This is a genomic window from Chitinophaga rupis (genome assembly GCF_900109685.1).
GTDB classification, from domain to species: Bacteria; Bacteroidota; Bacteroidia; order Chitinophagales; family Chitinophagaceae; genus Chitinophaga; species Chitinophaga rupis.
On the sequence record NZ_FOBB01000011.1, the window covers coordinates 115690 to 131601 of the forward strand.

At 46.1% G+C, this 15912-nt stretch carries 15 protein-coding genes; 9 read left to right on the forward strand and 6 right to left on the reverse strand.

Annotated elements, in window-relative coordinates; translation table 11 throughout:
* Positions 1-57: 57 nt before the first annotated feature.
* The 4 genes from rimM to BMZ54_RS29130 all read right to left on the reverse strand — a co-directional run bounded on the left by rimM (position 58) and on the right by BMZ54_RS29130 (position 3725).
* Positions 58-579 carry a ribosome maturation factor RimM gene (gene rimM, locus BMZ54_RS29115; protein WP_089920196.1) on the reverse strand — a complete coding sequence of 174 codons (522 nt, stop codon included), beginning with the start codon at positions 577-579 and terminating at the stop codon, positions 58-60.
* An 81-nt stretch (positions 580-660) separates the two neighbouring features.
* Positions 661-1098: a 30S ribosomal protein S16 gene (gene rpsP, locus BMZ54_RS33600; protein WP_089920198.1), complete on the reverse strand. Its 438-nt coding sequence runs from the start codon at positions 1096-1098 to the stop codon at positions 661-663.
* Positions 1099-1294: 196 nt separating this feature from the next.
* Positions 1295-2620, reverse strand: a complete 1326-nt coding sequence (ffh, locus tag BMZ54_RS29125) for a signal recognition particle protein (protein WP_089920200.1) — start codon at positions 2618-2620, stop codon at positions 1295-1297.
* 229 nt (positions 2621-2849) lie between these two features.
* Positions 2850-3725: a sigma-70 family RNA polymerase sigma factor gene (locus tag BMZ54_RS29130; RefSeq protein ID WP_213086907.1), complete on the reverse strand. Its 876-nt coding sequence runs from the start codon at positions 3723-3725 to the stop codon at positions 2850-2852.
* 364 nt (positions 3726-4089) lie between these two features.
* On the opposite strand from BMZ54_RS29130, the gene BMZ54_RS29135 reads away from it, so the two are divergent.
* The gene (locus BMZ54_RS29135) at positions 4090-4470 is read left to right on the forward strand and encodes an START-like domain-containing protein (RefSeq protein WP_089920204.1); all 381 of its coding nucleotides are present in this window, start codon (positions 4090-4092) and stop codon (positions 4468-4470) included.
* Between the two features lie 67 nt (positions 4471-4537).
* Here BMZ54_RS29135 and BMZ54_RS29140 read toward each other — a convergent pair whose 3' ends face one another.
* Entirely contained in the window at positions 4538-5137 is a 600-nt protein-coding gene (locus BMZ54_RS29140; RefSeq protein ID WP_089920206.1) for a hypothetical protein, read from the reverse strand.
* Between the two features lie 116 nt (positions 5138-5253).
* Between BMZ54_RS29140 and BMZ54_RS29145 the strand changes: the two genes are divergently transcribed.
* From BMZ54_RS29145 to BMZ54_RS29155, 3 genes are all read left to right on the forward strand, one after another.
* Entirely contained in the window at positions 5254-6753 is a 1500-nt protein-coding gene (locus tag BMZ54_RS29145) for an LptF/LptG family permease (RefSeq protein WP_238386719.1), read from the forward strand.
* 11 nt (positions 6754-6764) lie between these two features.
* On the forward strand, positions 6765-7445 hold the full coding sequence (locus BMZ54_RS29150) for a phosphatase PAP2 family protein (protein WP_089920208.1): 681 nt from the start codon (positions 6765-6767) through the stop codon (positions 7443-7445).
* A 151-nt stretch (positions 7446-7596) separates the two neighbouring features.
* Entirely contained in the window at positions 7597-8877 is a 1281-nt protein-coding gene (locus BMZ54_RS29155) for an ArnT family glycosyltransferase (RefSeq protein ID WP_089920210.1), read from the forward strand.
* A gap of 69 nt (positions 8878-8946) precedes the next feature.
* On the opposite strand, the gene BMZ54_RS29160 is transcribed toward BMZ54_RS29155, so the two are convergent.
* A complete protein-coding gene (locus BMZ54_RS29160; protein WP_089920212.1) occupies positions 8947-9681 on the reverse strand; it encodes a superoxide dismutase in 735 nt (244 codons plus the stop codon).
* Positions 9682-10212: 531 nt separating this feature from the next.
* On the opposite strand from BMZ54_RS29160, the gene BMZ54_RS29165 reads away from it, so the two are divergent.
* The 5 genes from BMZ54_RS29165 to BMZ54_RS29185 are packed head-to-tail and all read left to right on the forward strand — an operon-like array spanning position 10213 to position 15773.
* Positions 10213-10938 carry a hypothetical protein gene (locus BMZ54_RS29165; protein ID WP_089920214.1) on the forward strand — a complete coding sequence of 242 codons (726 nt, stop codon included), beginning with the start codon at positions 10213-10215 and terminating at the stop codon, positions 10936-10938.
* Positions 10939-10966: 28 nt separating this feature from the next.
* A complete protein-coding gene (locus tag BMZ54_RS29170) occupies positions 10967-12076 on the forward strand; it encodes a ThiF family adenylyltransferase (RefSeq protein WP_089920216.1) in 1110 nt (369 codons plus the stop codon).
* Positions 12077-12095: 19 nt separating this feature from the next.
* Entirely contained in the window at positions 12096-14264 is a 2169-nt protein-coding gene (locus BMZ54_RS29175) for a sensor histidine kinase (RefSeq protein ID WP_089920218.1), read from the forward strand.
* A gap of 11 nt (positions 14265-14275) precedes the next feature.
* Positions 14276-15373 (forward strand): ATP-binding response regulator, encoded by a 1098-nt coding sequence (locus BMZ54_RS29180; protein WP_089920221.1) that lies wholly within the window; start codon positions 14276-14278, stop codon positions 15371-15373.
* Positions 15357-15773 carry a response regulator gene (locus BMZ54_RS29185; protein WP_089920223.1) on the forward strand — a complete coding sequence of 139 codons (417 nt, stop codon included), beginning with the start codon at positions 15357-15359 and terminating at the stop codon, positions 15771-15773. Before BMZ54_RS29180 ends, BMZ54_RS29185 begins: the two co-directional genes overlap by 17 nt.
* The last annotated feature ends 139 nt before the right edge of the window (positions 15774-15912 follow it).

A 15912-nucleotide genomic window follows, 5' to 3' on the forward strand; every position in this document is an offset into this window, starting at 1 on the left:
TGCGCGGATAATTACCGCTATGCACTATGCAATGGACCATCGGCTATGGACCATGGACTACGCTAAGTAAATATCCAGCAGTCCTTCCGGCAGCTGCAGGTGTACTACCTGGTTCTTTTTATCAATCTTTACCAGCGACTGCTCGTTAAGCGGCAACAGGGCTTCCTTACCCTGTATAGTCACTTTGGCCAGCACCTGCATGGGCATTTCAATCACCTCTTCAATAATGCCCAATACGCCCTGCGCAGCATCGTGCACGGTAAAACCCAGCAGGGATAAAGGCGCGGCGGCAGCGGTTTGCTGCTTAAAATCCGTTTCCTGCATATATACCGGCGTTTGCACCAGCTTTTGCGCGGCCTCTTTACTGTCAATCCCTTCCAGCTTCACAAAGGCATGCTCATGATCCTTAATGCTGGCTTTTTGCAAAAAGTAAGGAATAAAGCTGTTCTTCCGCTGTTCCAGGAAAAGTACCTCCACCCCTTTAAGAGCGGTTCTTTTACCCAGGCTATGCCGGAGTATTAGCTCGCCCTGCAGGCCAAAAGCGGCTACCAGTCTGCCTATGCTGAAGTAATTGTTCATATTCCGGGAAGCGGTTCAAAATAAAAAAAGGAAATATTTGCGGACAAATATTTCCCTTTTAAGTATGATCAAGCTAATAGCTTATTCTGCGTTACCACCTTCAGCCGGTGCATCTTCTACCCTCTTAACGATGGGAGTGATAGCACGTGCTTTCTTGTGGGAATCGCGGCGGGCCGCTACTTTCTGCTCATGTTCTGCCTGCCATTGCTCAAATTTCTTGTAAGCAGTAGGCTCATCAAACAGACCTAATTTAACCCCTCTCAACAGGTGTTTCAAATACAGCACACCTTTGAAAGAAAGAATTCTCCTTACCGTATCAGTGGGCTGGGCACCTTTTTGTAACCAGCGCAGTGCTTTTTCGGTATCAATGTTAATAGATGCCGGAACGGTTAAGGGATTGTAAGTACCGATCTTCTGGATGAATTTACCATCTCTGGGCGCGCGCGCATCGGCTACTACAATAAAATAGAAAGGTCTTTTCTTCGCGCCATGACGTTGTAATCTGATCTTTACTGGCATAAATAAATCGAGTTATTTTTTTGCGAGTTATAAAAAAAATATATAGGGGTGCAAAAATAACAGAATAATTGTGAATCTCAAAATAATTTCCTAACCGGTCCATAGTCAATGCTCTATAGTCCATTGCATACTGCCTGAAAGTCAGCATTCATGCAACAGGCCATGGACCATCGGCTATGGACCATGGACGCTACTTCTATCTCCCTAATGCTTTCAGTCCTTTGCCTCCTGCACCCATTTTATTCATCATCTTCATCATTTGCCGCATTTGCTCAAACTGCTTCATGAACTGGTTCACATCCTGGATCTCTTTACCGGCGCCTTTGGCAATACGCTTGCGGCGGCTGCCGTCGATCAGATCCGGGTTACCCCGTTCCTGCGGGGTCATGGAGCCAATCATGGCTTCTATGCCTTTAAAGGCATCATCACTGATATCAATATCCTTGATAGCCTTACCTACCCCGGGTATCATCCCCATCAGGTCTTTCAGGTTACCCATTTTCTTGATCTGCTGCAGCTGCTCCCTGAAGTCATCAAAATCAAACTGGTTCTGACGGATCTTCTTTTCCAGCTTTTTAGCCTGTTCTTCATTGAACTGTGCCTGCGCCCTTTCTACCAGGGTGGTAATATCACCCATGCCCAGGATACGCTGTGCCATACGCTCGGGGTAAAACACATCCAGCGTATCCAGCTTTTCGCCCATGCTCACGAACTTGATGGGCTTTTCCACCGTATACTTGATGGTTAAGGCCGCACCACCGCGGGTATCGCCATCCAGCTTGGTAAGCACCACGCCACTGAAGTCCAGGCGGTCGTTAAAGGCCTTGGCGGTGTTCACTGCATCCTGGCCGGTCATGGAATCCACAACGAACAGGATCTCCTGCGGCTGCACCGCTTTGCGGATATTGGCCACTTCGGTCATCATGGCCTCGTCCACTGCCAAACGGCCGGCAGTATCTATAATAATTACGTTATTTCCGTTCTGTTTGGCTTCCTTAATAGCATTTTCAGCTATCTGCACGGCATTTTTATTTTCCGGCTCGCTGTACACGGGTACTTCTATCTGCCCGCCCAGCACTTTCAGCTGGTCAATAGCCGCCGGGCGGTAAATGTCCGCCGCCACCAGCAAAGGTTTTTTACCCTTCTTGGTTTTCAGGAAGTTGGCCAGCTTGCCGGAGAAGGTGGTTTTACCCGAACCCTGCAAACCGGCTATGAGTATAATGGTAGGATTGGCTTTGAGCTCCAGCTCTGCCGCTTCGCCACCCATTAGTTCGGCCAGCTCATCCTTCACGATCTTCACCATCAGCTGTCCGGGAGAGATGGCGGTGAGCACCTTTTCCCCCTGCGCCTTATCCTTTACCCGGTCGGTAAAGTCTTTGGCTATTTTATAGTTCACGTCCGCATCCACCAGCGCACGACGTATTTCCTTCACGGTGCTGGCTACGTTGATTTCAGAGATACGGCCCTCTCCTTTCAAGAGTTTGAACGCGGAATCCAGCCTTTCTGATAATGATTCAAACATTAGTAGATCTATTAGTTGTTTTTACGGATCAAAGTTACGTTAATCGTTCGTGATTGCCGGCCCGCAATCTGCGGCCGGGCTTTCCGTAACGGCAAAAAAAATGGTGAATATGCTAACATATTCACCATTTTTTTGCGAAATTATGTTTTTACGGTCTGATTACAAAACTAACATAGATTACAAAAATACCAGCAACGCTTCACAGGATCACTAAAACCATTTAGCAATCTCAGCTACCTAAGTAATTACGAAGCAGCTTGCTTCGCGAAGTTGTGCGCAGTTTTGTGATGGCTTTATCCTTGATCTGACGTACGCGTTCGCGGGTAAGACCAAATTTTTCACCAATATCTTCCAGTGACATGGGATGTTCAACGGCAATGCCGAAGTACAGCATGATCACATCTTTCTGACGGTCGGTTAAGGTAGACAGGGAACGTTCTATTTCCCGGCGCAGTGAATCATGATGATCCAGCTCCTCATCGGCGCTTACTGCATTCGGGTTTTCCAGCACATCCAGCAGGGAGTTGTCCTCACCATCAATGAACGGAGCGTCCATAGATACGTGGCGGGCAGCTACACCTAAGGTGGCCTCTACCTCTTCTGTATTAATTTCCAGGATGGTAGCCAGTTCGTCGGGAGAGGGTTCTCTCTCAAATTCCTGCTCCAGCTGGGAATATGCTTTACTGATCTTATTGCTTAAACCTACTTTGTTCAAAGGCAGGCGTACAATACGGGACTGTTCTGCCAATGCCTGCAGAATGGATTGACGGATCCACCATACAGCATAGGAAATGAATTTGAAACCTCTGGTTTCATCAAAACGCTGAGCCGCTTTTATGAGGCCCAGATTACCTTCATTAATGAGATCACTGAGCGACAGGCCCTGGTTCTGATACTGCTTAGCCACGGAAACCACAAAGCGCAAATTGGCTTTGGTCAGTTTTTCCAGTGCCCGCTGATCACCCTGTTTGATTCGGATGGCCAGGTTCACTTCTTCCTCCGGCGTAATCAGATCTACTTTTCCAATTTCCTGCAAGTACTTCTCCAGGGATTGTGACTCCCTGTTCGTAATCGACTTCGTGATCTTGAGTTGGCGCATTGACATAGAGTCGGAACAGTTACAGGTTATTAATAAAAAGTTAATTTTTGACGAATACCAGACAAAAATAAGTTTTTTTAGACACCACCCAAAAAAAATGTTTACTTGTTAAACCGTTTTCAAGCAAAATCGATTGATTATTTATTTCTGTCTGACTGCAGCTGTTGCTGCATGGTTCATTTGGAAAAAGTGTCTAATTGACTCTTAATCAATATAAATATATTAAATTTAATTTTAATAATAGTAAAATTTATAAACCATCAAATAAATGCCGGAATTGATTAAAAAAAAACAGCAAATTATTTTGACAGAATAAATATTTTTCTATAATTGCAGCCGGATGATATTGATTTACTAATTACATTGAGCGATGTCTAAGAAAGTGCAATATGAGTTGGAATACCCGGTACGGTGCTCACCCAGTATCTTATACGAATTCCTTTCCACCCCCGCTGGTTTGCAGGAGTGGTTTGCTGATAAAGTAGATTTCAGGGATAATGTTTTTTCCTTTTCCTGGAATGGCGCTACTGAAGAAGCCGAAGTGCTGGAGCAGGAGGAAGAAGAATTTATTCGTTTGCGTTGGTTACATGCCCCTAATGGAGAATTTTTTGAGTTCCGCATTCAGATATCAGAAGTTACCAATGAAACTATACTGGTAGTGAAAGACTTTGCAGAGAAGAAAGAAATAGCCGACCAGAGCCAGCTTTGGGACTACCAGGTAAAAGACCTTTTTCACCGTATCGGGAATTAATACCCGTTACGGTAGCTAGTAATTGACTTTGTAATACCCCTTATTTACCAGTCACTCACTACCTTCATTACCCATTTATTATTGCCAGTAAGGTTGTATAACAGGCTACTGCTTCAGGGATTATTTTTTCCCAAATTTCCAGGGCAAACGGTTTTGCCAGCTTTATAAAATCTTTTTGTTCTACCCATGTATCCCACTCCTGTGGCGTAAAAGCGGCTACTGCCCGGTAATTTCCATTTTCAAAATCATGCATCCAGGGATCATCCTGCATATATACCTGGAAGCCCTGCGCTACCAGCGTTCCGTAACCGGCTTTTAACGCGGACGCATAATGTATTTTTACTGTACCGGCCAGGTGTAAGGTGCAGCTGAAATAATGTCCCCACCAGAACATGGTACGGAAGGCCCATACCGCTTCCTGGCTAAAGTACCGCGGGTAATCCAGTATTACATAGGGCAGCTCTTTATACCGCTCTCCCTTGGATATTTTACCGCCCTGCTGCAGGCAGGGCACCGGAAAGGCAGCTACGGGCGCCTGTTTTTCCAGCTCCCGGTGTACTGCGCCAAACAGCTCCATGACCTTGGTTATCACGCTGTTCTTATGGTAGATCCAGGCGGCGTCAAAAGCTACCTGCCGCTCTGCTGGTGTAAGCAAAAAATTTCTCATATAATTAACGCTATCATCATACCCGCGTGGCCGCTGCTACGGAAAATCGAAGTAAATTTGCGGCTCATACAGGATCAGGCGCCCGATGCTCCGGCAATTTTTTGCGGCCTGATAACATGGTAAAAATCGTAAATAATAACTATTATTACGAAGTGAAAAAACTTGATAAGCTCATTATTAAAACATTCCTGGGGCCCTTTATAGCCACCTTTTTTGTTACCTGGTTCGTATTGCTGATGCAGTTCCTCTGGAAGTACATTGACGACCTAGTGGGCAAAGGGCTGGACCTTCCGGTAATACTGGAGCTTATTTCCTATACCAGCGCCAGCTTAATTACCCTGGCCCTGCCGCTGGCAGTATTGCTTTCTTCCATTATGACCTTTGGCAACCTGGGTGAGAGCTTTGAGCTGGTGGCCTTAAAATCATCCGGTATCTCCCTGCTGCGTTTCATACGTCCGTTACTGTTTGTTTGTATTGTTATTGGCGTACTTGCTTTTTTGTTTGCCAACTATGTGATACCGGTTGCTAACCTGCGCGCAAAATCACTGCTATACGATATTACCAATTCTAAGCCGGCCTTTAATATTAAGGCAGGTGTGTTTTACGGTGACATTCCCGGCTATACGATCAAAGTAGCGCGCAAGGAAAAAGATAACAGGACCATTCACCAGGTGATGATCTTTGATCAGTCAAACGGTGGCGGCGGTGCTGCGGCCGATAAGCTGATACTGGCTAACAAAGGCACTATGGAGCTCTCCAACAACAAACGTTTCCTGTACTTTGTGCTGAACGATGGCTGGCGGTATGAGGAACGTAACCTGCGCGGCTCCAACACACCCGGTGAGTTGATCCGCATGGGTTTTAAAGAATATAAAAAAGCATTTGACCTTAGCTCCTTTACTTTTAGCCGCCTGGATATGGGTCTGTTTGCCTCTAACCAGCAAATGCTGAACATACGGCAGCTGGATAAAGCCATTGATTCCCTGAACCGGGAGGCCGCCAATGTAAGCAAAACCGTGAGCGCATATGTAACCTCGCGTTATCCTTTTTATAAATGGAAAGACAGCGCCTGGCTGCCTTCCGCCCCTTCCCTGGGCGTAAAACAGTTTAAGGATATAATACCGCAGAAGAATTACCGTTATGTATTGGACCGTGCGGAACAGGCCCTGCGTGAAACGCAGAGTAACCTGGAAGCACCGGCCAAGGAATATGGTGATAAAAATACCATTATGATCCTGCATAAAGTGGAGTGGCAGCGTAAGTTCACCCTGGCAGCCGCCTGCGTGGTAATGTTCCTGATAGGGGCGCCGCTGGGCTCCATTATCCGCAAAGGCGGTTTGGGAACTCCGCTGGTATTTGCAGTAATATTTTTTGTTATATTTAACATCTTTTTCATGGTGGGTGAGAAAATGGCGCGGAAGGATGTGCTGACCACCTTTGGAGGCATGTGGCTATCGAATATTGTGCTGCTACCCATTGCAGCTTTCCTGATTTACAAGGCCATGAATGACTCACAATTATTCAACAAAGAATTTTATTTTAGAGCTTTTGAAATAGTCAAGAAGCTCATACAAAGAATTAAGGAACGTAAGCGAGAACAACAACCTACAACATAAAAACGTACACTTTGAAAACGTTCGTTACACTGTTCAGAAAGAACACCTACTTCTTTCTTCCGCTGCTCTTATGGGTACTGGTAGGCGGATTAATGCAAAGCATCTTCTCTCCGGAGGAGCTTTTTATGGGTATTAATCAAACCCACAACTCCATTGCCGATGTGCTGATGACCGGGATCACTTACCTGGGAGATGGCTGTTTGTTTGCAGTAGTGCTGCTGTGCATGTTAATAGCCCGCAAGTACAAGCTGTTCTTAATTGGCCTGGTAAGCATCCTGGCGGTAACCCTGATCGTGCAAATAGCCAAACATGCCATAGAAGCGCCCCGGCCCTTGTTATATTTCCAGAATGCTTCTTTTGTGCACGTGGTAAAATGGGTATCCGTGCATTATAATAACAGCTTTCCCTCCGGCCACTCTGCAGGTGCCTTTGCCCTGTTCAGCTTTCTGGCGCTGATCGATAATAATAAGCTCCGCGGCCTTTTATTTGTATCCCTGGCTTTAATTGCCGCGTATTCCCGTATTTACCTGGCGCAGCATTTCTTTGCTGATATTTATATTGGCAGCATTATTGGCTCCGGCTGCAGCTTTGTGGTGTACAGCCTTTTTGAATTTAAGAACCTGACCAAAACACCCGTGCTTTGTCCTAAAGCAGCGGAGGCAGCCTTACTGGCAGAGGCCTCCCTGGGATAACCATTACCGGGTAAGTAACGGTAACAGGTACTATTAGTTGAATAGTTTATTGGGCCGGATTTAAATAAATCTGCTATCTTACCGTTAACCTCATAACGGACAACCAATAAGCGATTTAACTGTTTTACCAATAACCACTTAACTTACCCGGATGAAGTACCTTCTGATTGCCATAGCAGCAGGGCTACTATTCATTCCCTTTTTGGGAAGTGTGCCGCTGCAGGATCCATTAGCACTTTATAATGCTGCAACAGCCCCCGTTACAGGACCGGGTAGTGGCAGTTTTGTTCCATTTCCTCTATGGGGCTGGCTGCAATCCGCCAGTGTATATTTTTTAGGCAATACTCCCTTTGCCCTGCGCCTTCCCAATGCTCTTATTGGTATTATTACCTTACTTACTTTTTATGCTATTGGCAAAAAACACGCGGATGACAGGCTGGGAACCTGGTGGGCGCTGATATATGCCGGCTGCTGGCTGCCATTCCTGTTCTTCAGATCTGCCCTGCCGGACCCGCTGTTCAATTATTTATTCTTCCTGTGTATCTATTTCCTGTATCGTATAGCCTATACCGTAAAGCCCTTGCGCCTGGTTATCTTAAGCGGCGTATGCCTGGGGCTGGCGGTATTGGTAAAAGGCCCCTTAGCCATTATACTGGCCCTGCTGTTATTACTGGGTTACTGGATAGCCAGCAAGGGTAAAACCGGTGTTAGACCGGCGCACTTGGTATTGTGGCTGCTGTTTGCCCTTATACCGGCTGCTATATGGCTCACCTATACCGGCATCGTATATGGATGGCTGGTAGTACAACAGTACGCACGCTTTGTGGCAGGGTTGCTGGCTAATCCCTGGCCGCAAAGCAACCTTGTTTATTATATGGTATTGCTGCCCGGTTGTTTTCCGGCAGTCTTGCTGCTGCTCTGCTACTTTTATGCAAAACGCCGTTCTATTTATAACACCGGTGAGCCCCTGGATCTGAAAGAGTTTAAGGTATGGATGTGGCTTTTTTTCTGGGTAGTGCTGTTGTTATGCCCATCGTCACTTTACATGGTACCCCTCTCCTTCCTGGCTGCCTGGCAGGTGTACCGGATCAGCGCGGGACGGCAGCGCCTGCGTGCCTGGCATGTGGTGCTGTTATTGCTAACGGGTATTATTATAGGGCTTGGATTAGCGGCTATAGTACTGGCTGGTGTGTATAAGAGTACGCTGCTGCCTTATGTGCAGCTGCCGGCGGCCCGTGCTTTTTTACAATCACCCACAGGCTGGAGCTGGTGGGAAACCCTGTATGGCCTGTTCTATATACTGCTGGTAAGCTGTAGCGTGGTGTTCCTGTTCCGGAGAAAGTACCAGGAGGGGTTGTTATGCCTGTTCATCGGCTCCCTGATCTTTATAGCAGTTGCCGCTTTGCATTTTGTGCCGAAGCTCATTTTCTGAAAGAGGTGGTTAGTAACCTGTAATCAATACGGTCATTGTATTCATTACGATCACTAACCACCATCATTTTTATTTTATAGCAAGGTCATATTGCTTTTCAACCTCATTCCAGTTCACCACATTCCAGAAAGCTGCAATGTATTCCGGGCGGCGGTTCTGGTATTTTAGGTAATAGGCGTGCTCCCATACGTCCAGGCCCAGCACCGGTGTTCCTCTTTCCTTTACGATCTGGTGCATCAAAGGATTATCCTGGTTAGGGGTGGATATCACGGAAAGTTTTTTCTCCGGTGTTACTATCAGCCATGCCCAACCTGACCCAAACTGGGTTTTAGCAGCATCATTAAATTTGGTCTGGAAAGTTTCCCAGGAGCCAAAGGCACTGTTCACCGCTGTTTTCAGCTTATCTGAGGGTGCGCTTTTTTGTCCGGACATCAGGGTCCAAAACAAAGAGTGATTGTAGTGGCCACCACCGTTGTTACGTATAGCCTTATCTTTTTCTGTAACCTTATCCAGGATCTGATCCAGCGGAAGGCTGGCAAAGGTGGTACCGTTCACTGCATCGTTCAGATTTTTCACATACGCGCCATGGTGTTTGTCGTGGTGAATTTCCATGGTCAGCTTATCAATGCTGGGTTCCAGTGCGCCAAACTCATAAGGCAAAGCGGGAAGTGTGAAAGGCGCTTTAGGGCTGGGATCCAAAGCCAGGGAAGAGCGTGCGGGAGAGGCGGCCAGCAGTCCGGAAGGGTTGCTCAAAGCAGCTACTCCTGCCAGGCTGGCCAGTTTAATAAATTCTCTTTTATCCATATCAAATTGTATTGAGAGTGATGATATAATGACATTAAAATATCAAAGCTAGAGGGTAGTGAGCAATAAAGCTACAAATATTACACCATTTTATCAGTTGAGATGGTAAGATAACCTATTGAAAATACTGTCTTTTTCTGCGCTCATCCATGTTCTGCTGAAAAAATCATTATGAATTATTCTGAAAATAATATTACTTTACCGGTATCTTCATGTGAAGTACAAGCAAGCGTATCTATTCTTAATCATAAATAAGTGAGACTATTTATCCCGGGCAGTGCCTGCTGTAAGAATAGTACAGCAATTTGTTACTCCTGCCCTAGTAGCCTAGCCACGAGCAATTGCCGACAAATGTGTATCCATAATTGCATCACTGGTTTAAGACACCATTTGCCGGCAGATCTCAGCTCTTAAAAAAGTTTTTTCTAAGGAGAGCGCTACACAATATGTAAAATTTTTTATCTGCCAAAGTTCGCAGGCTGAAAAGGATTCATAAGGTTTAGCATTTAAAAATTTAAAGCATTCCTATACATGCTTAAGGTAAGAGTATTCAGGGCTATTGATTATCCCGAAGAATGTATGCAATACGTCAACGGGCATAGAAAGGTATTGGAAGCATATGGGGTAACGAAAGTTACTTCAGCCAGCGTAGACTGGATGTATGAGCCGTATGCCTACCTGATTACCGTTACCTCTGATGATGGGGATAAAGTGTATGGTGGCTGCCGTATACAGCTGGCGGGTGGCAGTGTGCCCCTGCCCATTGAAAGTGCCATTAATACCATGGATACCCGTATTTTTGACCTGGTAAAACGATTGCAGCAACAGGGCGGTACCGGCGAGTTCTGCGGCCTTTGGAACTCCCGTGAGGTAGCAGGCTGGGGCGTAGGCAGTATTGTATTATTCCGGGTAGTGAACGCCGTATTAAGCCAGCTGCCTATTACCACTTTTATGAGCTTTTGCGCACAAACCACCTTCAAGAACAGCAGCAAAACCGGTTATAAGATCCTTACGGAGATCGGCAACCAGGGCACCTTCTACTATCCCAAAGAAGACCTGATCGCTACGGCCATGATCCTGGAAGATCCCCGGGAGCAACGCAGCGCCCATCCGGAAGAAAGAGAAAAAATCATGCACCTGCGCAACAATCCGGTACAAACGGTTGTTGAAAGAGGTCCGAAGGGCGAAATGCTGCTGGATTACGACCTGCGCATCCGCCAGGCACGCCAGCACGACAACCTGCTGCTGGTTAAATAACCACAACACTATAAAGTACTATAGACATATGAACCCGATTGAAGCAAGGCATTGGATATCTGCTGAGGATAAAGACCTGAAGACTGTCTCTTTTTTTCATTTAAGCTTCCCGGAACAAAGAGCTGCTTTCGAGGAGCTGATCCAGCATACCCCTGCTATACAGGTATATGATACTATCTGGCAGCAGCTGCAGGAGCTGATGAAAACCCGCCACCCTGCCGAAAAATTAAGCCCGGATCTTTTACAACAAAAAGCGGCTGCCCATATAGGAAATGGCCCGGCAGATGAATATGGCGTATGGGTATATTATCCCTGGAGCCAGCGCCTGGTGCACATCCTGGACGAAGCAGAATTTGTGGAAATGCGCACCAGCCGCAACCAGCACAAGATAACCGCTGCAGAGATAAAAACGCTGGCCGCCAAAAAAATAGGCATCATCGGGTTATCTGTAGGGCAAAGCGCCGCCCTTACCTTAGCTATAGAAAGGCTGTGTGGTGAGATCCGTATTGCAGATTTTGATACGCTGGACCTGAGTAACCTGAACCGTATACGCGCCGGCATTCATAATATTGGCTTACCTAAAACTACCATTGTGGCCCGGGAAATAGCGGAAATAGACCCTTTTCTGAAAGTGACCTGCTTTGAGAAAGGTATTACGGAAGATAACATAGAGGATTTTTTACAGGAAGGCGGCCGGCTGGATGTGCTGGCAGAAGAATGCGACAGCATGGATATTAAAATACTCAGCCGCCAGCGTGCCCGTGCTATGGGCATTCCTGTGGTAATGGAAACCAGCGACCGGGGTATGATGGATATTGAACGTTTTGACCAGGAGCCGCAACGCCCTCTCTTACATGGGAAAGTTCCCGACGATCTTTCTTATACCACCATTCGCCAGTTCAGCGGTGAGCAGCGGATGCAGGTTGCCCTCAATATCCTGGATTATGATAATATATCTGAAAAATTGAGAAGCTCTATCCACGAGATTGGCAAAACCATTACCACCTGGCCGCAGCTGGCATCTGCCGTGGCACTGGGAGGCGCCATGGTAGCACATGTTTGCAGGGAAATTTGCCTGGAGCATAACATTCCGTCCGGCCGGTATTATGTAGATCCCGACCAGCTTTTTAAATTGTAAACCTTACCTTTCCGCCGCAATGAAGCGCTATATTCTTTTATATCTGCTAGTATCCCTCCTGCTAAGCGCCCACCTGGATGCCCGGGCAGATACCATTACGGTAACCAGCCATAAGCCGCTGCACCTGGCGGTATATGGGCAAATGCAATATTTACTGGACCCCACGGATACCTTGCAGCTGGCCCATGTAATGAGCCAGGGCCAGTTTAAGCCGGTAGATAAGCAGATCCCTACCTTTCCCGTTACTACGAATGTGATATGGCTGCGCTTTACCGTTACCAACCAAACACAGGAAGGGCACCTGAAAACGGATATTACCTATCCGATACTGGATGAAATAGATTTCTATTATCCTACAGAGAATGGTAACTATAACGTGGTGGAAAGCGGCGACCTGCGGCCTTTTAAGAAGCGCCCTTTTAATCACCAGAACTTTGTGTTTGACCTGAATGTACCGGCCGGCGCTACCCGCACCTTTTTCCTGCGCATTCAAACCAAAGAGCCCATCTTGGTGCCTGCCTATATTGGTACTGAAAAAGAAATATTGAATGAGCTGAATAAAGACGACCTGTTCCTGGCCCTGTACATTGGGGTGATACTGGTAATGTTCTTTTACAACATCTTCATTTTCTTTACCACGCGTGACTGGAGCTATTTTTACTACATCTTTTATATTGCTACGGTAGGTTTTACACAAATTTGCCTGCAGGGTTTTGGCTACCGCTACTGGTGGCATGATAGTCCCTGGTTTACGGGACAAAGCGTGCAATGGGGCGGAGTACTATCTGGCTTAGGGGTGCTGCTGTTTGTAAAGAACTTTTTGCATGTACGCAGCAAAGCCCCCTGGGCTGATAAGGTATTCTGGTTCTTTATTCTGGCATATTCCGCTACTTTTTTCCTTGTGCTATCCGGACAACTGTCCCTGGCTTACAATATTATAGACCTGCTGGCCCTTTCAGTAGTGGTGTTTATACTCATTTTCGGGCTTATACGCGCTATAAAATTCAAGGAGCGGCTGGCCCGCATCTTCTTATTTGCCTGGATCGTGTTTATTATTTCCATCATGATCTTTGTGCTGAAAGATGTAGGTCTTGTGCCCTACAATATTTTTACCAGCCATATATTGCTCATAGGTTCTGCAGTGGAAGTAGTGCTGCTGTCATTTGCGCTGGCTGACAAGATAAACACCTATAAAAAGGAAAAGGAAGAGTCACAGGCGCAGGCGCTGCAGGCATCCCGCGAAAATGAAAAGCTGGTCCGTGAGCAGAATGTAGTGCTGGAAGAGAGAGTAGCAGAACGGACTCAACAACTAGTAGAAACCAATAATGACCTCAACACTGCGCTGGTAAGCCTGAAAGATACGCAGGCCCAACTGGTGGAAAAAGAGAAAATGGCCTCCCTGGGTCAGCTCACCGCCGGTATTGCGCATGAGATCAATAACCCGATCAATTTTGTAACCTCCAACATTAAACCACTGAAGCTGGATATTGAGGATATTAAAACCCTGCTATCCAAGTACGAGCAGCTGGAAAAACAGCCTGAGCTGCAACCGGCCTTTAAGGAAATAGCCGCTTTTAAAAAAGAAATTGACATCAGTTATATACACGAAGAAATTACCTCCCTGTTGAAAGGCATAGAGGACGGAGCTCTCCGCACCGCGGAAATTGTAAAAGGACTGCGCACCTTTAGCCGCCTGGATGAAAGTGATGTAAAGTTTGTAGACCTGCATGAAGGTTTGGATTCGACCCTGGTGTTGCTGCGCAATGCCATTCCGCAGAATGTAAAAGTGATCCGCAATTATGGCGAGCTGCCAAAAGTGGAGTGCTATGCCGGTAAGGTGAACCAGGTGTTCATGAACATTATTACCAATGCCCTGAATGCTATTAAGGATAACGGTAAGAACAGCCATGAGGAAGAATGCCTGGTTATTACCACCAGCCAGGAAAACGGAATGGCCCGCATCAGCATTAAGGACAGCGGCACCGGTATGACGCCGGAGGTAAAAGAAAAGATCTTTGAACCGTTCTTTACCACAAAAGATGTGGGGGAAGGTACCGGTTTAGGGCTCTCGATCGTTTTTAATATTATTGAAAAGCATAAAGGCCATGTGACCGTAAATACAGCACCGAATGAGGGCGCTGAATTTATTATATATTTACCTTTGAAAATTACTCATCTGCCGAATTAACTGAACCCTGAATGAAAGAAAACCGTATCAGGATATTGTACATCGACGATGAAATTCATAACCTCAACGCTTTCAGAGCTACCTTCAGGAGGAGTTATGAAATTTACACAGCCAGTTCAGCGCAGGACGCCAAGCTGCTGTTAAAAAGTATAGATGTACATATCATCATTGCTGACCAGAAAATGCCTGTGACCACCGGTGTTGATTTCTTTTACGAGATCAGAGAACAGCTGCCGGACCCTATACGCATCCTGTTAACCGGTTATACCGATGTGGAGGATATTATAGAAGCCATTAATAAGGGGCATATTTTTTCCTACGTTAAAAAACCCTGGGATGAGCATGAGCTGGCTAATACCATCAGCAATGCCTACGAAATGTACCAGGCCCGTAAACAGCTGAAGGAAAAGATTACGGAGCTTGAGAAAACCAATGATGAGCTGAACCGGTTCATTTATTCCACCTCCCACGATCTGCGCTCCCCGCTTATGTCGGTACTGGGGATCATTAACCTGACCCGGCTGGATAATTCGGTTACCGACCCTAACGGGTATGTAGATATGATAGAGTCCTGCATTCTGAAGCTGGACGGCTTTATCCAGAAGATCATTGAATATTACCGCAACTCCCGGCTGGATGTGGAGCATGAAAAAATTTACTTTGACAGCCTGTTGCACGAATGTATTGCTGCATTTAAACCGCAGAACACTGCGATAGAATTTCAGCTGAATATCGATCAGCCCGTAGATTTTAAGGGAGATACCTTTCGTATCAGTGTTATTTTAAACAACCTGATATCAAATGCTGTTAAGTATCAGAAACCGGATGAATCAAATCCGAAAGTAAATCTATCGGTAAAGGTAGAGCCGCATAAAGCTACCATCTGGATTGAGGACAACGGTATTGGTATACTGAGTGAGCACCTGAGCAATATCTTTAAAATGTTCTTCCGCTCCAAGAACAACAACAAACCTGGAAGCGGTATCGGTTTATATATTGTGAAGGAAGCATTGAGCAAGATCGGCGGGACCATTAGCGTAGAGTCCAAATACGGAGAAGGTACGCAGTTTGAAATAACTATTCCCAACAGAAATGATTTCGATTCCTGATTTACGCATCATATTAGTGGATGATAATGAAATAGATCTTTTGCTGCATGAAAGACTGATCACGCTGCAACAGATCAGCAGGACCGTCATTTCCTTTAACAATGCCAACAAGGCCCTTGAATTTCTTTCTTCCAACATTACCCTGCATCGTATACCACCCACCATTATACTACTGGATATACAGATGCCGGAAATGGACGGGTTTGAATTCCTGGAGGCGTTTGATAGTTACCCCGCCAAGATCAAATCACAGTGCCATATTATCATGGTATCCTCCTCCCTGGATCATGGGGATATAAACCGTACCAATGCCAACCCATTGGTGGTGAAACTGTTGAGGAAACCTTTGCTGGCAAAGGACTTGCGGGAAACAGTGCTGGAAATTTTCAAAGATTTTTAAAGAAGTGTTTGGTTTTTGGGGAAAAAGTCTAAATTTGCACTCCCGCAGAAAGCAGAAAGCAGAAAGCAGAAAGCAGAAAGCAGAAAGCAGAAAGCAGAAAGCAGAAAGCAGAAAGCAGAAAGCAGAAAGCAGAAAGCAG